At 70.4% G+C, this 22,203-nt stretch carries 19 protein-coding genes; 12 read left to right on the plus strand and 7 right to left on the minus strand.

Features of this window, described 5'->3' with window-relative positions; all coding sequences use genetic code 11:
• Window positions 1-64 precede the first annotated feature (64 nt).
• The 7 genes from AB0B72_RS12930 (at window position 65) to fxsT (ending at window position 10,204) form a co-directional block, all read left to right on the plus strand.
• Window positions 65-559 (plus strand): hypothetical protein, encoded by a 495-nt coding sequence (locus AB0B72_RS12930; protein WP_367738812.1) that lies wholly within the window; start codon window positions 65-67, stop codon window positions 557-559.
• Window positions 560-590: 31 nt separating this feature from the next.
• The gene (locus AB0B72_RS12935; protein WP_367738813.1) at window positions 591-1,472 is read left to right on the plus strand and encodes a DUF4231 domain-containing protein; all 882 of its coding nucleotides are present in this window, start codon (window positions 591-593) and stop codon (window positions 1,470-1,472) included.
• 241 nt (window positions 1,473-1,713) lie between these two features.
• Entirely contained in the window at window positions 1,714-1,896 is a 183-nt protein-coding gene (fxsA, locus tag AB0B72_RS12940; protein ID WP_367738814.1) for an FxSxx-COOH cyclophane-containing RiPP peptide, read from the plus strand.
• A complete protein-coding gene (locus tag AB0B72_RS12945; RefSeq protein WP_367738815.1) occupies window positions 1,896-4,193 on the plus strand; it encodes an FxsB family cyclophane-forming radical SAM/SPASM peptide maturase in 2,298 nt (765 codons plus the stop codon). Before fxsA ends, AB0B72_RS12945 begins: the two co-directional genes overlap by 1 nt.
• Before the next feature lie 3 nt (window positions 4,194-4,196).
• On the plus strand, window positions 4,197-5,036 hold the full coding sequence (locus AB0B72_RS12950) for an aminoglycoside N(3)-acetyltransferase (RefSeq protein ID WP_367738816.1): 840 nt from the start codon (window positions 4,197-4,199) through the stop codon (window positions 5,034-5,036).
• Window positions 5,037-5,063: 27 nt separating this feature from the next.
• Window positions 5,064-6,302, plus strand: coding sequence for a TIR-like protein FxsC (locus tag AB0B72_RS12955; protein ID WP_367738817.1), 1,239 nt, complete (start codon window positions 5,064-5,066; stop codon window positions 6,300-6,302).
• Window positions 6,299-10,204, plus strand: a complete 3,906-nt coding sequence (fxsT, locus tag AB0B72_RS12960) for an FxSxx-COOH system tetratricopeptide repeat protein (RefSeq protein WP_367738818.1) — start codon at window positions 6,299-6,301, stop codon at window positions 10,202-10,204. The genes AB0B72_RS12955 and fxsT overlap by 4 nt, the downstream gene beginning before the upstream one ends.
• Here fxsT and AB0B72_RS12965 read toward each other — a convergent pair whose 3' ends face one another.
• Window positions 10,205-10,996 (minus strand): alpha/beta fold hydrolase, encoded by a 792-nt coding sequence (locus tag AB0B72_RS12965; protein WP_367738819.1) that lies wholly within the window; start codon window positions 10,994-10,996, stop codon window positions 10,205-10,207. It abuts the gene before it with no gap.
• 222 nt (window positions 10,997-11,218) lie between these two features.
• Between AB0B72_RS12965 and AB0B72_RS12970 the strand changes: the two genes are divergently transcribed.
• Complete coding sequence (locus tag AB0B72_RS12970) at window positions 11,219-11,956, plus strand: DUF998 domain-containing protein (protein ID WP_367738820.1); 738 nt, start codon at window positions 11,219-11,221, stop codon at window positions 11,954-11,956.
• Here the strand turns inward: AB0B72_RS12970 and AB0B72_RS12975 are convergent.
• The 3 genes from AB0B72_RS12975 to AB0B72_RS12985 are packed head-to-tail and all read right to left on the minus strand — an operon-like array spanning window position 11,953 to window position 15,291.
• Entirely contained in the window at window positions 11,953-12,792 is an 840-nt protein-coding gene (locus AB0B72_RS12975; protein WP_367738821.1) for an ABC transporter permease, read from the minus strand. The two genes, AB0B72_RS12970 and AB0B72_RS12975, sit on opposite strands and share 4 nt — an antisense overlap.
• Window positions 12,779-13,708 carry an ABC transporter permease gene (locus tag AB0B72_RS12980; protein ID WP_367738822.1) on the minus strand — a complete coding sequence of 310 codons (930 nt, stop codon included), beginning with the start codon at window positions 13,706-13,708 and terminating at the stop codon, window positions 12,779-12,781. The genes AB0B72_RS12975 and AB0B72_RS12980 overlap by 14 nt, the downstream gene beginning before the upstream one ends.
• Complete coding sequence (locus AB0B72_RS12985; RefSeq protein WP_367738823.1) at window positions 13,705-15,291, minus strand: ABC transporter substrate-binding protein; 1,587 nt, start codon at window positions 15,289-15,291, stop codon at window positions 13,705-13,707. Before AB0B72_RS12985 ends, AB0B72_RS12980 begins: the two co-directional genes overlap by 4 nt.
• A gap of 120 nt (window positions 15,292-15,411) precedes the next feature.
• Here AB0B72_RS12985 and AB0B72_RS12990 point away from each other — a divergent pair, with 120 nt between their 5' ends.
• Complete coding sequence (locus tag AB0B72_RS12990; protein ID WP_367738824.1) at window positions 15,412-16,383, plus strand: response regulator transcription factor; 972 nt, start codon at window positions 15,412-15,414, stop codon at window positions 16,381-16,383.
• A gap of 3 nt (window positions 16,384-16,386) precedes the next feature.
• On the opposite strand, the gene AB0B72_RS12995 is transcribed toward AB0B72_RS12990, so the two are convergent.
• The gene (locus AB0B72_RS12995) at window positions 16,387-16,788 is read right to left on the minus strand and encodes a VOC family protein (RefSeq protein ID WP_367738825.1); all 402 of its coding nucleotides are present in this window, start codon (window positions 16,786-16,788) and stop codon (window positions 16,387-16,389) included.
• Between the two features lie 67 nt (window positions 16,789-16,855).
• Between AB0B72_RS12995 and AB0B72_RS13000 the strand changes: the two genes are divergently transcribed.
• From AB0B72_RS13000 to AB0B72_RS13010, 3 genes are all read left to right on the plus strand, one after another.
• The gene (locus tag AB0B72_RS13000) at window positions 16,856-17,485 is read left to right on the plus strand and encodes a TetR/AcrR family transcriptional regulator (protein WP_367738826.1); all 630 of its coding nucleotides are present in this window, start codon (window positions 16,856-16,858) and stop codon (window positions 17,483-17,485) included.
• Between the two features lie 114 nt (window positions 17,486-17,599).
• Window positions 17,600-18,415, plus strand: coding sequence for a DUF4253 domain-containing protein (locus tag AB0B72_RS13005; protein ID WP_367738827.1), 816 nt, complete (start codon window positions 17,600-17,602; stop codon window positions 18,413-18,415).
• A gap of 84 nt (window positions 18,416-18,499) precedes the next feature.
• Window positions 18,500-19,309 carry an SAM-dependent methyltransferase gene (locus AB0B72_RS13010; protein WP_367738828.1) on the plus strand — a complete coding sequence of 270 codons (810 nt, stop codon included), beginning with the start codon at window positions 18,500-18,502 and terminating at the stop codon, window positions 19,307-19,309.
• A 15-nt stretch (window positions 19,310-19,324) separates the two neighbouring features.
• On the opposite strand, the gene AB0B72_RS13015 is transcribed toward AB0B72_RS13010, so the two are convergent.
• Window positions 19,325-20,341 carry a lactonase family protein gene (locus AB0B72_RS13015; RefSeq protein ID WP_367738829.1) on the minus strand — a complete coding sequence of 339 codons (1,017 nt, stop codon included), beginning with the start codon at window positions 20,339-20,341 and terminating at the stop codon, window positions 19,325-19,327.
• Window positions 20,342-20,500: 159 nt separating this feature from the next.
• A complete protein-coding gene (locus AB0B72_RS13020; RefSeq protein WP_367738830.1) occupies window positions 20,501-21,871 on the minus strand; it encodes a cellulose binding domain-containing protein in 1,371 nt (456 codons plus the stop codon).
• Between the last annotated feature and the right edge of the window lie 332 nt (window positions 21,872-22,203).

Here is a 22,203-nt window from a genome sequence, read left to right on the forward strand (position 1 = left end):
CGACCGGCCTCCGCCAGCCATACCCCCGCGCCGAGGGGGTAGAACCGCTGGGGAGGTGGAGGTTGTGGACCGAGGACTCCGGGTGGCGGTGACGGGACATCGCGACCTGTCCCCCGCGACCGCCGACCTGGTCGGCTCCGCCATTCACGAGCAGCTCGCCCGGCATGCACCCGACATCGTCGGCGTGACCTGCCTGGCCCCCGGCGCCGACCAGATCTTCGCGGAGCGGGTGCTGGGGCTCGGCGGCGCCCTTGTGGCGATCGTCCCGGCCCGCCGGTACGGCCGTTGCCTTCCCGCCGGCCATCGACCGGCGTTCCACCGGCTGCTCCGCAGGGCCCGGAAGGTGGTACGCCTTCCGTACGAGCACCCCACCCCGGCCACGTACGAGGCGGCGAACGAGGCGCTGCTGGCCGGCGTCGATCTCCTGCTGGCGGTGTGGGACGGCGCGCCCGCGCGGGGGCGCGGCGGCACGGCGGACGTCGTGGAGGACGCGCGGCAACGGTCCATCGAGGTCCGGATCCTGTGGCCCGAAGGTGCGACCCGCACGGGCCGCCCTTGACACGGCCCACGCCCCCATTTCCCCTCGACTTGTGGAGACACTGACGGACGAGGAGTTCCCCGCCCTCTTCAGGGCGGCCGACCGCAGCGCGGTGGCGGGCCAGCGACGGCTGCTGACCACCACGGGGCTACGTCTCACCTGCCTCGTGCTGGCGGCGACGTTCGGCGCGTTCAGTCTCGACGTCGGCAGGGTGGACACGGCGGCCGTCGTCGCCGCCACGGCGCTGGCGTCCGCCCTGGTGATAGAGGTCTATCTGCTGACGGCCGTTCCCGACCGCCAATGGCTGGAGGCCCGGGCGGCCGCCGAGTCCGCCAAGTCCCTCACATGGCGCTACACCGTGGGCGGCGACCCGTTCGGGTGGCAGGGAGACGACGAGCACAGCGCGGACCTGCTCCTGCTCACGGAGCTCACGGCGCTCGCGAGAGATCTGCACAACTGCGCACCGATCCCCCTGTCGGACAACGACGCGCAGGTGACGGACGCCATGCGCAGGCTGCGCGCGCTACCGCTTGAGGAGCGCAGGCGAAACTACATCGCGGGCCGCATCGACGATCAGCGCTCCTGGTACCGGGCCAAGGCTTCGGCCAACGAGCGGCGCGCCTCCCAGTGGTCGGTGACGCTGGCGGTCCTCGAGGCGCTCGGCCTGGTCGCGGCCGTCCTGAACGGCGTCCAGGTGTTCAACCTGGACCTTCCAGGCATCGTCGGAGCCGTCGGCGCCGCGGGTATCGCCTGGATGCAGACGAGACAGCACCGCCAGTTGGCGAGCACCTACTCGATGGCGGCGCTCGACCTGGGGGATGTCGTGTCCCGGGCGAGCTGGCCCGCCACGGACGAGGAGTGGGCACGGTTCGTCGGCCAAGCCGAGGACGTCATCTCCCGGGAGCACGCCCTGTGGCGGACCGCACGAAGCTGACCGACGAAGCTGACCTGGTGAATGGGAGAACCGCCGGGTGAAAGCCTCGAGGGGAAATTGACCCGTTCCCACCTGCAACCATGGGTGACGTGTTTCAGAATGCTAAGAGCAGGCGTCGGCGGAAGGGGCCATCGCCAAGCTCGTGTTCCGCGTCCTGGGGCCCTAAGGTTCTCCCTGGGGACCACCTTTTCGAGGCATCGATGGTGGCCTCCTTTCAATTTCCACCACGAAACGGTCGAACATGAACATTGCGGATGGCGTCTCGGCGGAAGTGGCCTCCGAGATCAGTGACCTCCACGACGTCCGGCTCACGCAGATCGAGACGCTCCGCGGGGGGGAACTCGACGCCACGCTCCGCCGGGTCCTGCCCTTCTCGGCCCAGGGCGTCCGAGTGCCGGTCGCGCTCTTCAACTCGTCGATCTGATGGATCGGGGCGGACAGGGTGCGCCGATCCTGCCCTTCCGGCAATATGTGATCAAGGCGCACAGTCGCTGCGATCTCAGCTGCGACCACTGCTATGTGTATGAGCACGCGGATCAGAGCTGGGCCCGCCGTCCCCGGACACTCGCGCCGGAGACCGTGACGCGAATCGGTGAGCGCATCGCCGAGCACGTGCTGCGACATGGCCTCGACGAGATACACGTGGTGCTTCACGGTGGAGAGCCGCTGCTCGCGGGGCCCGCCGGCCTCGCGCGGATCGCCACGGAGCTACGCCGGCTGGTGGACCGGTCCTGCCTCATCGACCTGCGCGTCCACACCAACGGCATGTTGCTGGACGACCGGTTCTGCGATCTGTTCGCCGACCTGGGCATCAAGGTGGGGGTCTCCCTGGACGGGGACCGCGCCGCCAACGACCGGCATCGTCGTTACGCCGATGGGCGCAGCAGCCACGCACAGGCACTGCGCGCCATCGAGCGGCTGCGGCGGCGGCCGGAGCTGTACGCCGGGCTGCTGTGCACCGTCGACGTGGACAACGACCCCGCCGCGGTCTACGAGGCGCTGGTGGCACTGGACCCGCCCAGGATCGATTTCCTGCTTCCCCACGCGACGTGGGACGTGCCGCCCCCCCGTTCTTCCCCCACCGCGTACGGCGACTGGTTGATCACCGCGTTCGACCTCTGGAACGCCGGCGGACGACCGGTGGACGTCAGGTTGTTCGACTCCATCATCAGGACCACGCGAGGCCAGGCCAGCAGGACCGAAGCCATCGGTCTCCAGCCCAGCGACCTCGTGGTGATCGAGACAGACGGATCGTACGAGCTGGTGGATTCGCTGAAGGTGGCCTACGAGGGCGCTCCCGCGACCGGGCTGAACGTGATGAGCGACTCCCTGGACGACGTGGCCGCTCATCCCGGAGTGCGGGCCAGGCAAGGACGGGCCGAGAGCCTGTCCGCCCAGTGCCGCGCCTGCCCCGTGATGAGCAGCTGCGGCGGCGGGCTGTACACACACCGGTACCGGTCCGGCTCCTTCGACAACCCCAGTGTCTTCTGCGCGGACCTGTTCAAGCTGATCGTCCATGTCCGGGAGGTGACCATGACGCGGGCCCACACCCTGCCCTACGCCTCGCTGGACGCGCTCGCCGGCGGCACCGGCGGAGCCCGCGACGTCGCCCTCCTCGCCGGCTCCCAGAGCAGCCTGCGCAGGGCGCTGATCACCGCGGTGAACGAGCGGGCGGGCGACGAGGCGGCGTGGGAGGTGCTCACGCGTGTCGACGCGGAGCACGGCGACGTCCTCGACGCGGTGCTGGCCCACCCCTACATCCGCGCCTGGGCCGTCGCCTGCCTCACAGGCGAGGCGTCCTCCGCCTACTTGGGCAACATCGCCGCGGCGGCCGCCGTCAGATCAGGACTGGACGCACGGGTGGAGGTCGAGACGGCGGGCGGCGTCGCGTACCTTCCCACGGTCGGCACGCTGGAGGCTCCGCCGAGTGGGGGCCGGCAGACGCTGGTCGTCCTGGACGGCCGGCCGAAGATGGCGGGCTCCGCCGCGCTGGTTCCGGTGCGTCGCCTGACCTCCGGCGGCTTCTCGATACTCCTTGAGGACCGCGACCCCTACCGGGACTGCCACCAGTGGCAGCCGGCTCCCCCGCTCAGCGACGCCGAGGCGGACCGATGGCAGGCCGCCTTCGACGAGGCGTGGCGGTTGATCGAGAAGGAGTACGAGCCGTATGCCCCCGGGCTTCGCACGGGGTTGACGACGGTCGTCCCGCTCATCTCGACGGAGCCCGGCCGGGAGATCAGCTCAACGGCACGGCATGCGTTCGGCGCGGTGGCCGCCGCCCTTCCGGCCGAGCCCGCGATCCTGGCCCTTCTCCTCCTCCACGAGTTCCAGCATGTGAAGCTAGGGGCGCTGCTCGACATGCTCGACCTCTGCGACACCGATGATCGGCGTCTCTTCTACGCCCCCTGGCGCGACGACCCCCGCCCGCTGGAGGCCCTGCTGCAGGGGACCTACGCCCATCTCGCCGTCACCGACTACTGGCGCACGCGCCGCCACGCCGAGCCCCACCCCGCGCAGGCCCAGTTCGCCCGGTGGCGGGTGCAGACCGCCGAGGCGATCGAGACTCTTGCCCGCTCGCAGGCGCTGACGCCCGTAGGCGAACGTTTCGTCGCCCACATGCGCGACGCCATCACCCCCTGGCTCGGCGAGGAGGTGCCGGAGGCCGCCCTGCTCGCAGCCGCCCGGGCGACGAGCGACCATCACGCGGCGTTCGGACGCTGAACCATGCTGGCTTTCGACGCCCAACCGCTCGCCCGCGACCTGCGGGCACTCGGGGTGGCTCGCGGCCAGACACTCCTGGTACACGCCTCGCTGCGCGACGTCGGCCGGGTGCGGCGCGGACCCGTGACGGTCGTCCAAGCGCTGCGAAGTCTGCTCGGACGCACGGGCACTCTTGTCGTCCCCACGCACACCGCCGCCAACTCGGACACGTCCAGAGACCACCTCAGGGCGATCGAAGGAATGGCACCGGACGAGGTGGCCCGCTTCCGGGCGCGCATGCCCGCCTTCGATCCCGCGCGAACGCCGTCCAACGGCATGGGAAGGCTCGCCGAGTACGTGCGGACCTCGAAGGACGCGGTGCGCAGCGTCCACCCCCAGACGTCCTTCGCGGCGATCGGGCGGCGCGCCCGGCCCCTGATGGAACACCACTCCCCCCGCTGTCACCTGGGAGAGGAGTCGCCTCTCGCGCGCCTGTACGAAGTGGACGCGCACGTGTTGCTCCTCGGCGTGGGATATGAGCAGTGCTCTGTATTTCATCTGGGGGAATACCGGTGCTCCGCCAATCCACCGCGGCGGACGTACCGCTGCAAAAGGGATTTCGGACATGGACCGGAATGGTGGGAGTATAAGGACGTCGTCCTGGATGATCGCGACTTTTCCGCACTCGGCGCCGACTTCGAGAGCACCGGCGCGGTCCGGCGCGGCGTCATCGGGAAGGCTCCCAGCAGGCTGTTTCGTGTCACGGCCGCCGTCGATTTCGCCACGCAGTGGCTGACGATGCACCGCTATTCGCACGAATCCTCCCCTTCGGCTCCTCCCTTGACTTACGCTGCCTTCCCATAGTGAATGACTTTGGGAGAAAGGAGGCGGATGCCCCTATCGCCGCCCTCCGGGTTCGCGGGTCAGGTGCCCTATTTTTTCCTGAGCTACGCCCATATTCCCACCCATGATCCCAACAGCAGGAGCGATCCGAACCGGTGGGTCGTCAAGCTTTTCGACGACCTGTGCGATCACATCATCAACATGACGAACCTGTCCCAGGGGCAGGCCGGGTTCATGGACGTGGAGTTGCGCTCGGGCCACCACTGGCCGGATCGGCTGTCCGACGCCCTGGCCACATGCCGGGTGTTCGTCCCGCTCTATTCGCCCCGGTACTTCGACAGTGAGCAGTGCGGCAAGGAGTGGGCCGCGTTCCTCCAGCGCGTGAACAACCACACGGGGCCGGAAGGTCAGATTCCCGAGGCCATCGTGCCGGCTCTGTGGCACCCGCTGCCCCCCGACCTGCTTCCTCAGGTGGCGCAGTCCATCCAGTTCACGCACGACGGAATGGGCACCCGGTACCGGGAGGAGGGTTTCTATGGGCTGGTCAAGATGTCCGCCATGCGATCGCACTACCAGAAGGCGACGATCGCCCTGGCCAGGCGGATCGTCGAGGTCGCGCAGCGCACCCCCGTCCCTCCGACGCATCCCCCGCCCAGGTATGTCGATCTCCGCAGTGCGTTCCATGACTACGCGGGACACCGCCCTCTGCGGGTCACCGTGGTCGCTCCCGGCCTCGCCCAACTGCCCTCGTCCCGCATTCCGTACTACTACGGGCTCACGCCCCAGGAGTGGAACCCCTTTCGCGGGGAGAACAACACCCGCTCGCTCGCCTCCCACACCGAAGAGATCGCCATCGCGCACGGATTCCTGGCGGAGATCGGGTCGCTTGAGGAGCATTCCCGTCTCCTCACCTCCGCCGAAGATTCCGACGCGCCGGCCATCATGCTCATCGATCCCTGGGCCACCATCGAGGCCGAGTGTAGGAGGACACTCCGGGCGTTCGACCGCCGCCGGCGGCTGGGAACGAACCTGATCGTGCCCTGGAACCCGGATGACAGGCAGACGGTCGAGGCCCGTCCGCAGCTCCAGCGCTCCCTCGACTCGGCGCTGCACAACCATCTGACCGACCCCAGCCCGGATGTGACCACCGTCACCGCGTTCCGGGGGGCGCTGTCCGACGCGCTCGGAAGGATGGCGAACCACCTGTTCAAGACCGCCCCCGCCTACCCCCCGGAGGGCGTGCCGACCAGACGACCCAGGCTGATGCAGCCGGAGGATCCCAAATGACTGACGCCCCCCAGGAAGGTCGGATCATCACGTTCTACTCCTACAAGGGGGGAACGGGCCGCACCATGGCGCTCGCCAACACGGCATGGGTGCTCGCCAGCAACGGCCTGCGGGTCCTGACCGTCGACTGGGACCTGGAGTCCCCCGGTCTGCACAAGTTCTTCCATCCCTTCCTCGACGGCGGTGTGATCAGCACGACGCCCGGGGTGATCGACATCATCAGCGACTACATGTGGGCGGCCGTCCGGCCCCGTGAGCGCAGCGCGGACTGGCACCTGGAGTACGCCCGTGTCACGCCGCACGCCGTACCGCTGGCCTGGGAGTTCCCGGAGGAGGGGACGCTCGATTTCCTGTCGGCCGGTCAGCAGAACCGCGACTACTCCTCGCTCGTTTCCACCTTCGACTGGGACAACTTCTACGAGCGGCTCGGGGGCGGCAAGTTCCTCGACGCGCTGCGGGCGGACATGCGGCGCAACTACGACTACACGCTGATCGACAGCCGCACGGGCCGCAGCGACATCGCCGACATCTGCACGATTCAGATGCCCGACATCCTGGTCGACTGCTTCACGATGAGCGACCAGAGCATCGAGGGCGCGGCGAAGGTGGCGCGCTACATCGACGACCGTTACCGGGAGCGGAACATCAAGATCTTTCCCGTGCCGATGCGGATCGACGACGGGGAGAAGGAGAAGCTGGACGCGGGACGGCTGCTGGCACGCACCAGCTTCGACCGGTTTCCCAAGGGCCTGACGCCGGACCAGCTCAACTTCTACTGGGGCGCGGTGGAGATCCCGTACAAGCGGTTCTACGCCTTCGAGGAGACCCTGGCCACCTTCGGGGACAGCCCCGGCTCCCCCACGTCGCTGCTCGCCGCCTACGAGCGGCTGAGCGAAGCGGTCACAGAAGGCCAGGTGACCGGCTTCCCTCCGATGGAGGAGAGCGTCAGAAGCCGCTGGCTGGACGCGTTCACCCGCCGCCAGCCGACGCAGCCCGCCGACGTCGTGGTGAGCTACGCCCCCGAGGACCGGATGTGGGCCGACTGGATCGGCGCCGTGCTGGAGCGCGCGGGATTCAGGGTGACTCCGCTGGCCCTCGGCGCCCCCTCGCCGGCGACCGGAGGGGAGGAGCCCGGCCGGTCGATCGCGGTGCTGTCGGCGGCCTACGTCCGAGCGCCCCAAGCCGCCGAGGTGATGGAGTGGCTGTCACGCACCGCCCCGATGGCGGCCGGGCACGCGCTCACCACCGTCCGGGTGTCCGAGGTGCGGCTCGTTCCCCCTTTCGGCGACGTACCGCCGATCGACCTCGTACGGCTGAACGTGGAGCAGGCGACGGAGGCGCTCCTGCGGGCTGTGGGGAAGGACGTCATGGAGTATCCGGCGGCCCTGCCTCCGCTGGGGGCCCGCTTCCCGGGAAGCGTCCCGCCCGTGTGGAACGTCCAGGCGCGCAACGCGGCGTTCACCGGGCGGGGAGCCGCGCTGGAGGCGCTGCGGGACCAGGTGGTCGGCGGGAACCGGGCGGTGGTGCTGCCTCAGGCTCTCTACGGACTGGGCGGCGTCGGCAAGACGCAGATCGCCCTTGAGTACGCGCATCGCTTCATGGCCGACTACGACCTGGTGTGGTGGGTCTCGGCGGAGCAGCCCGAACTCATCAACCCGGCCCTGGCCGAACTCGCGGGACGGCTCGGGATCCGGGTGGGCGAGAACGTGGTGGAGGCGGCGGAGGCCGCCCGGGAGGCACTGCGGCGCGGCGAGCCGTACTCCCGCTGGCTGCTCGTCTTCGACAACGCGGGGGATCCGGAGGAGATCCGCCCCTACCTGCCAGGCGGGCCGGGGCATGTCATCGTGACCTCGCGTAACCAGTCGTGGTCCATGGTGGCGGCCCCGCTGGAGGTCGACGTCTTCAGCCGCGAGGAGAGCCTGGAGCACCTGCTGCGCCGTGTGCCCAAGCTTGACCCGCAGGACGCGCTGAGGGTCGCCGAGGCGCTCGGCTACCTGCCGCTGGCGGTGGAACAGGCGGCGGCCTGGCTCGGCGAGACCGGCATGTCGGCAGGCACCTACATCGAGCAGCTGGGCACCCAGACGGCGGAGATCCTGTCCACCAATCCACCGCCGGGATACCCGAGCCCGGTCGCCGCCACGTGGAACATCTCGCTGAGCCAGCTGAAGGAACGATCGCCGGCCGCCGTGCGCATGCTTCAGCTGTGCGCCTTCTTCGCCCCTGATCCGATCTCGATGTCGCTGCTCTACAGCGACGAGATGATGCGCTCCCTCCTTCCGCACGACAGCTCGCTGCGCGGGGAGAAACTGATGCTGGGCCGGCTGATCAGGGAAATCAGCAGATTCGCGCTGGCCAAGATCGATGCGGGGAGCAACACGATTCAGGTTCACCGGCTCGTCCAGGCGGTGATCCGGAGCCAGATGACCTTCGAGGAGATCGACACCACGTCGCACGAGGTGCATCACATCCTTGTGGGGGCACGCCCCAGGCAGGGAGAGGTCGACGACCCGGAGAACTGGCCCGCCTACGACCTCATCTGGCCGCACCTGCTCCCGTCGGACGCCGAGCAGTGCGTGGAGGAGGAGACGCGGCAGCTGCTCACCGAGCGGGTCCGCTACCTCTGGAAACGCGGCGAGTTCACCGGCGCGCTGCAGCTCGGCCAGCGCCTCGCCGATTACTGGGAGGACAAGTTCGGCCAGGACGAACGGCAGCGGTTGCACCTGCTGTTCAACATCGCCAACGTGATGCGGACGCAGGGCAGCTACCAGGGCTCGCGCGAGCTGGACGAGTGGGTCTGGAGGCGGCAGCGCGAGATCCTCGGCGAGAGCCATCCCCACACCCTCATGACGACCGGCGGCCTGGCCGCCGACCTGCGGGCCCTCGGCGAGTTCGATCGGGCGCTGCGGATGGACAACGAGACGTACAAGCGCTGGAGGGAGCTCTACGGTGAGGACAACCCCCGGACGCTCGCCGCGGCCAACAATCTCGCCGTCTCCTACCGCCTCGTCGGCGACTGCTACAGCGCCCTGGACCTGGATCAGGACACGCTGAGCCGCCGTCTCACCGTGCTGGGGCCGTCCCACCCGTACACGCTGTTCTCATCGGCCAACCTCGCGCGGGACATGAGGGAGGCGGGGCGTTTCCAGGACTCCGTGGAACTCCTGCGCACGACGATGGACCGATACCGGGAGAGCCTGGGGGAACACTTCCTCGACACCCTGCGGACCGCGAAGAGCCTGGCTGTGTCGCTGAGGAAGGCCGGTCAGCAGCACGACGCCTGGCTGACGGCGCAGCAGGCGCACGAAAGCTACCAGCGCCTGTATCCCTCGTCGCCGGACGCCACCGCCGCCGCGCTGGAGCTCGCCTGCTGCCTGTCAGCCCTGGAGGACAAGGCGAGCGCCCGGCAACTGGCGTCGGACGTCGAAGCCGAATACCGCGGCAGTCTCGGCGAGGACCACCCGTTCACGCTCGCCGCCGCCAACAACCTGATGACCTATCACCGGGGCACCGGAATGGTCGAGGAGGGCTACGCGCTGGGCACGCGGACGCTCGCGGGGCTGCGTGGCCGGCTCGGTGACACCCATCCCTTCACCCTGTCCTGCATCCTGAACGTCGCGAACTGCGCCGCGGACCTCGGCCGCGTGGAGGACGCGCACGCGCTGGAGACGGAGGCGCTGCGCGGCCTGCGCGAGACCCTCGGCCCCCGGCACCCGGACACGCTCGTCTGCCAGGCCAACCTGGCGGTCACCCTCCGGGCCCGGGGTGAGCAGGACAAGGCGGAACAGCTCAACGAGAACTCGGCGAACGCCCTGCGGATGGTGCTGGGAGACGGTCACCCCAACGTGGTGGCGGTGCAGTCGTGGCGGCGGCTCAACCGTGACCTCGAACCCCAGCCCATCTGATCAGGTCCGCATCAGCCATACGAGCACCTCGGGCAACACGTCGATCGCCCCGAAGTGCGCGGCACCGTGCTGAATCTTGGTGGTCGCGGCGGGGATTCGCGCTCCGAGCCACCGGCTGTGGCTGGCCGGCGAGAAGACGTCGTTCTCGCCGTGCCACACCAGGGTCGGGACATTGATGGCGGCGGGGTCGAATCCCCAGTCCCAGGAGAAGGCCAGGACGTCGTCGATCCAGCCGTCGGCGGAGTTCCGCAGCCCTTCGGCGAAGTTGTGCACCAGCATCCGGCGGATGCCGTGGTCGGCCACCACCCTGCGGTCCGATTCGGGCACCTGCTGGAACAGCCCCACGACCTTGCTCACCGGATCCGCGCGAATCTGCTCCGCGACCGAGGCGAGCCGCGCCGTCACCGCTCGCCTGCCGGCCAGCGCCATGCGGTACTCGACGACGTTCGTCTCCGTCATCCCGCCGAACCAGTCCAGCCCTTCCGCACCCCAAGGGGCGAGGCCGACGAGCGCCGCGACCCGGGTCAGCCGGTCCGGGAGCAGCGCCGCGCACGCCAGAGCGTGCGGTGCGCCTCCGGACCTGCCGGCCACGGCGAACGTGGCGATGTCCAGCGCGTCCGCGATGGCCGCGACGTCCGCGGCCACATCGGCCACCGTACGGCCCTTCATGCGATCCGACCGTCCGTAGCCGGGGCGGTCGAAGGTGATCAGCCGGATACCGAGCCGGTAGAGCACCGTGGCCCGGGGCGACGGCCCGAACCTGCTCCCGGGAGTGCCGTGCAGCAGGAACACCGGACGGCCTTCCGGTTTTCCCCGCTGTTCGACAGCGAGCCTTCTTCCATCCGATGCGAGCACGACCTGGGTCAACCTGGCTTCTCCCCGTCAATCACCCACAGACTCAGGTTCGCCCGGATCTTCCGTTCTGTCCATGGCGACTTTCGACAAGTGCGGGAAACGAGACCGCCGCCGTCAATTTTGGTTGACATGCATGCTATGTCAACGTAAGTTGACGGCATGAAATCCGTATCCATCGCCGCTCCGCCGCCCCCCGGCGGTCCGTCCCGCCCGGACCGGGCGACCGCCCTGACGAGAAGGCTGCTCACCCTCGGCGCGATCGCGGGCCCCCTTTTCGTCGTCGTGTTCCTCGCCGAGGGCGCCACCCGCGCCGGGTACGACCCGCTGCGCCACCCTGTCAGCTCGCTCGAACTGGGGGACGGCGGCTGGGTCCAGACCGCGAACTTCCTCGTCGCGGGTTTCCTGTCGCTGGCCTACGCCGCCGGGCTGCGGCGCGCGCTGAAGGCCACGCCGGGGCCGGCGCGGGGATCCGTCTGGGGCCCCCGGCTGGTGGGCGTCTGGGCCCTGGCGCTGGTCGCGGCCGGAGTGTTCACCACCGACCCGGTGAGCGGCTACCCGTCCGGGACACCCGACCGGCTCACGGAGTACGGCAGCGTGCACGCCGCCCTGCACGACCTGCTCTCGCTGGGCGGCTTCGTGGCGCTGGTCGCGGCCTGCCTCGTGTTCGCCCGCCGGTTCGCGGCGCGGGGCGAGCGCGGATGGGCCCTCTACTCGGCGCTGAGCGCGGCCGTCTTCACCGCCGCCATGGTCCTCGCCAACATCGCCTTCAGCCAGGCCGAGGGTCTGGTGGCCTTCGGCGGGCTGTTCCAGCGGATCTCCGTCACCGCCGGGTGGTGCTGGCTCACACTGCTGGCCGTCCGTACGGCGCGCCACCTCCGGCGTCCGGAAAGGGCCTAGCGGAGGCGGGGGTCGAGGGCGTCGCGCACGACGTCGCCGAGCATGAGGAAGCTCAGCACGGTCGCGGTCAGGAACAGCGCCGGGAAGGCCAGCAGATGAGGATGTTCGGCGAAGAACGACTGGGCGACGTTGAGCTGCAGGCCCCACGACACGTCGGGGTACTGCAGGCCCACGCCGAGGTAGTCGAGGGTGGCCTCACCGGCGATGACGTTGCCGACGTTCAGCATGGCCACGACGAACACCGGCGCGATCGCGTTGGGCAGCACGTGCCGGAGCATGATCCGCCGGTCGCTCGCGCCGAGCATGCGGGCGGCGGCGACGAAGTCCATGTCCTTCACGGCGATCACCTGGCCGCGCATCAGCCGGGTCATCGTCGTCCAGCCGAGCAGGACCAGGACGAGCGTCATGGCCCAGATCCCGTGGTCGGGGAAGGCCACCAGCACGACGGTCGCGCCCAGCACGAACGGAATGCCGAAGAAGACGTCGGTGACCCGGGAGATCAGGGCGTCGGCGAGGCCCCCGTAGTACCCGCCGACGAGCCCCAGCACGACGGCGATCAGCAGGGCGAACACGGTGACCGCCACGCCGATCAGGATCGACGGCCGCGTGCCGTGCACGATCTGCGACCAGTAGTCGCAGCCCTGCAGGTCGTAACCGAAGACGGCGCCGCCCCCCGGCCCCTTCTTCGACATGTGCAGGTCGCAGCGCTCGTTCGGTCCCAGCCCGGCGAAGACGGCGGGGAAGGCGGCCATCGCCGCCGCGACGAGCAGGACGGCCGCGGACAGCCAGAAGACGGCCCGCCCGCGCAGCTCTGCCCAGGCGTCACGCGCGAGCACGGCGGATCCTCGGGTCGAGCACGCCGTACAGGAGGTCCACGGCGAGGTTGGCGAGGATGAAGATCATGACGAGCAGGGTGGTGACTCCGACGACGACGGGGCCCTCCTGGAGCTGGATGGACTGGAACACCTGCTGGCCGATGCCGGGCAGGTTGAAGATGCCCTCGGTGACGACCGCCCCGGCCATGAGGTTGCCGAAGTCGATGCCGAGGAAGGTCACGACCGGGATCAGCGAGTTGCGCAGCGCGTGCACGCCGATGACGCGCCGTCTCGCCAGCCCCTTCGCGGTCGCCGTACGGACGTAGTCGGCGCGGAGGTTCTCCACCAGCGCCGTGCGGGTGAGGCGGGCGACGTAGGCGAGGCCGAACGAGCCGAGGACCATGCCGGGGAGCAGGTAGCTGCCCGGCCAGCCCTCGTCGGTGCCCGCCGTGGGGAACAGCCCGAGGTTCAGCCCGAGCAGGATCTGCGCCGTGTAGCCGAACACGAAGACGGGGACGGCGATGACGAACGTCGTCCCCGCCAGCACGGCGGTGTCGGCCACCCCGCCCCGCCGCAGGCCCGCGAGGACGCCGAGGCCGATGCCGACGGCGAGCTCGAAGACCCAGGCGGTCAGCGCGAGCTGCGCGGTGACCCCCCACCGGTCCTGGAGGAGCTCGCTGACCGGCTGCCCGGTGAACGTCTCGCCGAGGTCGCCGCGGAACACCCCCAGCATGTAGCGGCCGTACTGGACGAGCAGCGGGTCGTTCAGGTGGTAGTGCTCCCGCATGACGTCCAGCACCTGCGCGGGCACCGGCTTGTCGCCCGCCAGCGCCAGGATCGGGTCGCCCGGCAGCACGAACACCATCGCGTAGATCACGAAGGTGGTCGCGAAGAAGACCGGGACGGCCTGGGCCAGGCGCTGCAGGGCGTATCTCACCGCTGCTTGACCGTGATCTTGTCGAGGTTGTAGCTGTAGGGGGTGAGCTGGACGCCGCTGAGCCTGCTGGAGTAGCCGGACTGGTCCTGCCAGTTCCACAGCGGGATCATCGGCATCTCGGCCAGCGCGATGTCCTCGGCCTTCTGGTAGATCGGCAGGCTGGCCTCGAAGCTGGAGGCCGAGTTCGCCTGCTTGATCAGGTCGTCGAACTCCTCGTTCTTCCAGCCCATCCGGTTGTCCGGGCCCCACATGTACTCGAGGTAGTCCTGCGGGCTCGGGTAGTCCATGACCCAGTTGTTGCGGTACGGGCCGTCCTCCTTGTGCGCCCGCAGGGTCGACAGGTAGTCGGAGGCCGGGATCTTGCGGAACTTGACGTCGGAGATGCCGAGGTTCTGCTTGAGCTGGTTGGCCACCGCCGTCATCCACTGCTCGTAGCTGGGGTCGGCGTTGGAGAAGTACAGCGTCAGCGTCCCGCTGAGCCCCCCGGCCTGGTCGAACAGCTGCTTGGCCTTCACCGGGTCGTAGACGCAGGCCTCGCCGCAGGCGTCCGCCCGGTAGCCCGGCACCAGCGGCGCGAGCAGGGACGCCATCGGTTTGAACGCCCCGTTGTAGACGGCGTCCACGATGGCCTTGCGGTCGATGGCCATCGAGAACGCCCTGCGCAGGTCGGCGCTGGCGAACCGCTTGTCGAACACGGGGAAGCCGAGATAGTCCATCGTGCCGCCGGCGATCGCGACGAACCGGTCGCCGAGCAGCCGCTTCGCCTCCGGGGCGCTCGCCGGGGGGATGGTCAGCAGCATGTCGACCCGGTTGGCCCGCAGGTCGGTGTACGCCGTGTCGCGGCTGGCGTAGATCTTGAACGTGACGCCGTCCGCCTGGGCCTTCCGCTCGCCGGTGTACGCCGGGGAGCGCTTGACCTTGATCTGCCGGTTGTGCTGCCACGGCCCGTCGAGGACGAACGGGCCGTTCCCGATGGGCGCCTGGTCGTACGCCTTGAGGTCGGTGAACGCCGCCTTGGGCATCGGCGCGAACGCGATCCACGCCAGCGTCACGGGGAACTGGCTGAACGGCGCGTTGAGCGTGACCTGCAGCGTGCCCGGGTCCACGACCTTGAGCCCGCTCATCTCCTTGGCCGACGGGTCGCCCTTCTCCGGGTTGAGCGCGTCGTAGCCCTCGATGTTGGCGAAGTAGTAGTTGTTGGTCCAGCCGTTCGGCCCGTAGGCGGTGGCGTTCCAGGAGTCGGCGAAGCTCTGCGCGGTGACCGGCTCGCCGTTGCCGAACGTCCGCCCCTGCTTCAGCTTGATCGTCCAGACCTTCTGGTCGGTGCTGGTGACCGACTCGGCCGCGCGCATCGCGGGCTTGCCGTCGGCGCCGATGGAGACCGGCGTGTCGAACAGCGTGTCCAGCACGGTGAGCGAGTAGTTGCTGGAGGTGTTGCCCGGGGTGAGGTGGTCGGGCTCGGTGAGCGCGACGGAGAACTCGGCCCCCGCCTTGGCGCCGGGCGGCGACGATCCTCCGCACCCGCCGCTGAGCATGATCGCCGCCACAGCGAGGGCGGCGGCCCGTCTCCTGGTGACCCTCACTGATGCTCCGCCTCTCCGTCGTGTTGCGGGTGAGGGTAGGAAACCCGGCGGGCGTCTGCATCGGATGGTTTACGTATTCCTTACCGGACCTATACAAGAGAGGCTGACCATGGAGGATCCATGGACGAGATCAGCCTCAGCGCGCGCCGTCTTCACGCGGTCGCCGAAATCGGCTTCCAGGTGGCCCGCCAGGGGGCGCACGGGGCGATGACGGCGCTGCGCGAGGTCATCCCGGTGGAGGCGTACGAGTTCGTCGCGTTCGACCCGGCGACGGGCCGCCACCGGTCGCTGGTCTCCGCCGGGTACGCCCGCGTGGACGCCGACGCGGCCGAGGAGTACGCGGGGCTCGACGCCTACCGCCGGGCGATGTCGCTGCGGGCGCCCGTCGTCATGGGGTCACCCGGCACCGAGCGGTACTTCCGGCGCCATCTGGAGCCGTACGGCTGGCGCGCCGGGATCACCACTCCCCTCTTCCTGTCGGGAGGCAGGTACACGGGCCTGCTGCACGTCACCTCCCGGGAGGACCTGCCGCCCGAGGCCGGGCCGGTGATCAGCGCGGTCTCCCCCGCCCTTGCCCATCTGACGGATCTCACCCGGTGCGTGATCGACCCCGTCGGGCTGCCTCCCGGGTTCCACGCCGCGGCGTTCGAGCGCGGCGGCCGGCGCAGGGAGGTCGCGGGATGGCCGGCGTCCGAGGCGCTGGCGGGCGAGCCGGCCATGGCGGAGCTGGCCAGGCGGTTCATCGACTCGCGGGAGCTGTCCCGCCGCGGCCTGTGGCAGGACGGCGCCGGCCAGTGGCGGGAGGTCCGGATCCACCGTGCCGGGGTCGGCTTCCACGGCTCCATCCAGGGCGCGGTCATCGCCGAGCGCCCCTGCGCGCTGCCGTACGACCTGACCTCACGGGAGGTCGAGGTGCTCACCCACGTCGCGCAGGGCGACTCCAACCCCCAGATCGCCGCCGCGCTCGTCCTCAGCGTCCGCACGGTCACCACGCACCTGGAGCACATCTTCGCCAAGCTGGGCTGCGACAGCCGTACGCGCCTGACCACCAAGGTGATCGCCGAAGGGCTCTCCCGGCTGGACGTGCCGTAGGGGTCACGCGTCGCTTCCGGACTCGGGAGTGTAGAGCCGCACCTCGATGCCGTCGGGGTCCCGGAGGCCGACGAGCACGCGGCCGGCGTGACCGGTGATGATCCCGTCGTGCCGCTCCCCCAGGTCGTCCAGCCGCCGCCGCCACGCCTCCAGGTCGGCCACGGTGGGGACGCACAGCGCGATGGGGTCGAACCCGGACAGCGCGGCGGCCCGTTCGGGATCCCGCCGGACCGCCACGTGAACGGTGCCGCCGGCGTCGCACAGAGCCACTCCCATGAGCACCCCGTCCTCGACGAAGTCCATGTACGCCCGCATGCCGAGCACCCGCACGCACCAGTCGCGGCTGCGCTCGACGTCGGTGACCGGCAGCTTGACGTGGTGATAGCCGTTCAGCGTCGCGTCCACGACCCACCTCCAGGGGGCATCTCGCTAGAGCAGGCTCTAGTGAACTGTTTAGAGTAGGCTCTAGCGAATGGGCGACGTTGTCAAGGGCACCCGCCGGGCGGAGCAGGCCAGGGCGACCCGGCGCCGGATCATCGATCAGGCACGGGAGCTGTTCCTGCGGCAGGGGTACGCGGCGACCACCCTCGACCAGATCGCCACCCAGGCCGGTGTGGCCGTGCAGACCGTGTACTTCCACTTCGGCAACAAGGCCACCGTCCTGAAGGAGGTCGTCGACGTCCTGGCGGTGGGCGACGACGAGCCCGTGCCGATGATGGACCGGCCGTGGGTGCGGCGGATGCGCGAGGAGCCCGACGGCCGGCGCGCGCTGGCCATATGGCTGGCCAACAGCCGGGCCATCTTCGCCCGCGTCGCGCCGATCATGCGGATCGTCCGCGACGCCGCCGGAGCCGACCCGGAGATGGCCGCCCAGTGGGAGACCAACCAGGGCCAGCGCTTCACCGCGCACCGCGCGCTCACCCGGGAACTCGCCGGCAAGGGGGCCCTGCGGCCCGGCCTTCCGGCCGATGAGGCGGCCGACATCGTCTTCGCCCTCGTCAGCCACGAGGTCTATCTGCTGCTCACCGTGGAACGAGGCTGGACACCTGCCCGATGGGAACGCTGGGCGAACGAGACGCTCACCGCCACCATCCTGCGATGACGGCACCGCGTCCACCTGGGTGACGGCGTGGCGTCTCCCTGGTCGTCGAGGCGGTCGCGCGCAAGTGATCGCCCTCGCCGGACGCCGCGGCGCGGGGTCCGACATTATTGGCGCATGTCGGTTCACGAGCGTCGGCTGCTCCCGCCCGGGCTGGAGCTGCTGTTCGGCGACGGCGGCGACGGGCGGGCGCTCGGCGTCGAGCTGCCGTCCGGGGCCCTCGTGTGGCCCGACCCCGACTACGACAGGCTGCGCACGCACCACCGCCCCTCCTTCTGGCTGAGCGACGCCCCCGTGCCCGCCGGCCTGTGGAGCCGGCTGCGCCGCGAGCACCCGCGGTCCGGGCTGTGGCCGGTCCTGATGGAGGACGGGGTGCAGCCCTGGGCCGCCGGGCAGATCGCCCCCGACTCGGTGGACGAGATCGACCACTACACCGCCGCCGGGTTCATGGCCGAGGTCTGGGAGGACCTGGTCGAGGGCCGCGAGGAGGAGCTGGCGCCGTTCGGCGCGGCCTGCCCCGGGCCTGCCGCCCCCGGCGTGCCGGTGGCCGACCCGGACGCGGTCGCGGACTGGTACGCCGACGTGGTCGCCGAGCGGATCACCCCGCTCGGGCTGGCGGCCGTGCGGCGGGGGGCCGACGCGATGGTGGCCATCGGATGGCAGGGCGCCCTCCACCACAACGAGTGGACCGTGCCGCTGGCCGCCGTCGTGCGCAGCTGGGAGGACAGGTTCGGCGCACGCGTGGTCGGCATGGGGTTCAACACGCTCGACCTGAGCGTCGCCGCGCCGCCCGCGACGCCCGCGCACGCGCTGCACGTGGCCGCCGAGCACTGGACGTTCTGCCCGGACAGCATCCTGCAGGGGCCGGGGACGCTGGCCGACTACGCGGAGCAGATCCTCGGCCAGAACGCGTGGTCTTTCTGGTGGGATTGAGCGATCTCATCTGCACATGAACCATTGATTCCCCCCCGCAACCCCCATAATGGGCACAAGAGGGAACGAGGCGAGGGGGCCGGCTTGAGTGGCACGGCACGGCGGGTGCCCGATTTCGACACCAGCACGGCCAACATCGCCCGGATGAGCGACTACCTGCTCGGCGGGAAGGACAACTTCGCCGCCGACCGGGAGTTCGCCGAGCGGTTGCTCAGGATCGCCCCTGAAGTCAAGGGAATGGCCGTCGACACCCGCGACTTCGTGGAGCGGGTCGTCCGCTTCATCGCCGGTCAGGGGGTCACCCAGTTCGTCACCGTGTCGTCCGGGCTTCCGACGCAGCGCAACGTGCACGAGGTCGCCCAGGAACTGGTGCCCGGCGCGCGTGTCGTGTACGTCGACGACGACCCCGTCGTGCTCACCCACGCCCGGGCGATCCTCGCGAGAAGCGAGGGCACCGGCGTCGTCAAGGGGTCGCTCCTGCGCCCGGCCGAGATGGTCGCCGACCCCGAGATGCTGCGGCTCATCGACTTCACCCGGCCGGTGGGCCTGCTGATCCCCGCCCGGCTGCAGTACCTGCCCGACGTGGACGAGCCGTACAAGTGCGTGGCGTACCTGCGCGACAACGTGGCGCGGGGCAGCTACCTGGCGATCGGTCACGCCGTCTTCGACACGCGCCCGGAGCTGGCGGCCCCGATGGTCGAGCTGTTCCGGCAGATCGTGCACCGGTCCGACGACATCCCCCGGACCATCGACAAGGTGCTGCGGTTCTTCGAGGGCACCGAGCTCGTCGACCCCGGCCTGGTCTACATCCGCAGGTGGCGGCCCGACAACCCGCTGTCGGCGTCCAGGGCCGAGAGGGCGTGGATCGTGGGCGGGGTCGCCGTCATCGGCTGAGCGGGGCCCCGCCTCTCAGCGATCCTTCACCAGCACGCAGGACGGGCTGCCCACCTCCAGCGCGGGCCCCGCCTCTCCAGGCAGGCCCTCTTTGAGCGCGAGCGCCACGACGGTGCCGGAGCGCTGGCAGGCGACGTACATCCGGTCGCCGCCGACCGCGAAGTGCCTCGGCCAGACACCCCCGCAGGGCACCTCGGCCACCCGCGTGAGCCGCGGCCCGCCGACCTCGAACGCGGCCACCGTGTCCGGCCCGCGGTTGCCGACATAGAGCAGGCGGCCGTCGGAGGAGACGTCGATGTGGGACGGCAGGTTGGGGGCTCCGCTCTCGCTGGCGGGGACCGACGCGACCTCCCTCCAGCCGGCGTCGAAGACGCGCACCATGCCGTCGAGCTCCCCGGCGACGTACCAGTGGTCCTGATGGTGGACCAGGTGCCGGGGGCCGCTGCCGGCGGGCAGCCGTACCGGGCCGTCCGGGTGGGGCACCATGCCGGGCAGGAAGCGGCGCACCTCGTCGGTGCCCAGGTCGGTGACGTGGAGCACGCCGCCGGGGCCGAAGACCGCCTGATGGGCGTGCGGGCCCTCCTGGCGCTCAGGGTCGGGGCCGTGGCCCTCGTTCGGGAACAGCAGCGGATCGGAGGCGGGCAGGCCGTCCTCGCCCAGCCGGAAGCCCGCGATCACGCCGTCCCCGTAGTTGGCCACGGCCAGCCACGCCGCCTCGGGGTCGAGGGCCAGGTGGCAGGGGTAGGAGCCGCCGCTCGGATACTCCGCCAGCGGGCGCGGGCCGTCCGGCTCGTCGGCGAACACCGCCACGCCGCCGTTCCGCCGCCGTTCGAGCACCGCGTACAGCAGGGGCAGCGTGGGGTGGGCCGCCACGAACGACGGGCCGGGCGCGAAGACCTCGGCCACCGCCTCCATCCGTCCCCCGGCACCGGCCCGGACGACCGTGAGCCCGGGCCCGGATCCGTCCGTGTCCGGCGTGTAGCCGCCGATCACGAGGTCCGTGGGGGTCGTGCCGGGCAGGGGTCGGGACATCGTCGCTCCAAATCGCCGCCGACGGCGGGCCGCCGTCGATCGTGATCGTAGCGGCGCCGCCGTGCGGGCCGGTCGCACCCCCGCGCCGCGTGCCGTACGGCCTGGGTGGTTCGGGAACGGGCGGGTTCGGGAACGGGCGGGTTCAGGAGGGGACGGGGTTCAGGAGCACGTGATGGCGGCCGGGCCGGGGGTGGACGGGCCTGCGGCCTGGAAGCCGAAGGTCGCCGACGCCCCCGGCGCCAGGCTGCCCGCCCAGCTCGGCGCCTTGATCGTCCACGTGGTCCCGCTGGTGGTGATGACCGAGCTCCACCCGTTCACCAGGCTCACGCCGGACGGCATCGTCCAGGTGACCGTCCAGTTGTTCCACGTCGTGGCGCCGGTGTTCTTCACGGTGACGTTCGTCGTGAAGCCGCCCTGCCACGCGTTCGCCACCTGGTAGGTCGTCTGGCAGGCCACGCCGCCCGGACTCGGCGACGGGCTCGGGGAAGGCGACGGGCTCGGGGAGGGTGACGGGCTGGGCGAGGGACTCGGGCTGGGGCTGGGCGAGGGCGACGGGCTCGGGGAGGAGGTGGAACCGTCCGTCGTGTAGGTCACCCCGGTGTAGGCCGGACCGCACCCCGAGGCGCACGACGAGGGCAGCGAGAAGCTGTAGACGCGGCCGCCGTTCAGCAGGATGTCAGAGGCGTCCCGCACGCGGATCTGGAACTGCGTGCCGCCCGAGGTGGTCCCGCCGATGACGTACGACTGGCCCATGTCGCCGTTCATCGTGGCCTGCTGCCAGGTGCCGCCGGAGTAGTACTCGACGCCGTGCACGCCGTTGGGCAGGTGGGAGACGGCGATCGCCGGCCACCATGCCTTGGCTCCCTGCATGAAGCCGATCCGGATGTCACCGGTGTAGGCCGGCGGCGGGACGAACGACCACTTCACGTGGCGGTTGTTCCAATGGTTCGGGAGCATGTCGCCGACCGGGGAGCCGTTCTTCACGAACCGGTTGAGCGACCCCTTCGACAGGTCGAGGTGGTAGCGGTCGTCGCGGCACCACGCGTTGGTGTCCCCGCAGCTGTCGGCGACCTGCATGGTCAGCGTCGCGCCGCTGTAGGCGTCCTGGACCCAGGAGCCGTTCCGGCAGAACGCCTGGCCGGCGGCGCCGTCGTTCACGCCCGTGCAGTAGTCGGCGATCTCGACCTTCACCCACCGGCCGCAGTTGAGGCCGTTGTTCCACATTCCGGTCTTCGAGGCGTTCGCACCGGTCAGTGGCCGCGGGTAGAAGGCGTAGTCGCCGGGTGTGTCGTAGACGTTGAGCGCGACGAAGTCCTGCGAGTCGAGCTCCGACTGGGGCAGCCCGCATCCGCCGTACGGCGCGCCGAGGGCGTCGAAGTAGGTCGCGTTGCCCGTGACCGGCGCGGGCGGGTCGGCCACGGCCCGGGCAGGGAGCTGTGCCAGCACCAGCCACGCGCACAGCAGCACGGCGGAAACGGCGAACAGCCGGCCGCGGGTGCGGCGCCGGATGCTCGGGACGCGACCGGACATGGGGCTCCCCTGTTTTCGCGCTTGCTCGGAACCCCGTGATGGTCGCGGCTCGTCCGCGGACCGGTCAAGGCGGCCGAATCGCGCGGCGATGTGAGCTGCGCCGTTCCGCGCCGCGCCCTGCATGTTTCAGCGCGTGCCGGTCTCCGTCCCCGCCGCCGTCACCTGCCGAAGTCGTCGTACCACTCGAAGTCGCGGCCGGCCCCCGGAGCCGGTCCGCGCGTCACGTCCCTGGCCGCGGGGGACGTCCGCCCTGACCGCTTGGTCATGTCGTCCTCCCTGTCGATCTGATGGCCCCCACGGGTGTCGGGAGGCGCCTCGACGAGGTCGCGATC

Source organism: Microbispora sp. NPDC049125, from assembly GCF_040802045.1.
In the GTDB taxonomy this organism is placed as follows: Bacteria; Actinomycetota; Actinomycetes; order Streptosporangiales; family Streptosporangiaceae; genus Microbispora.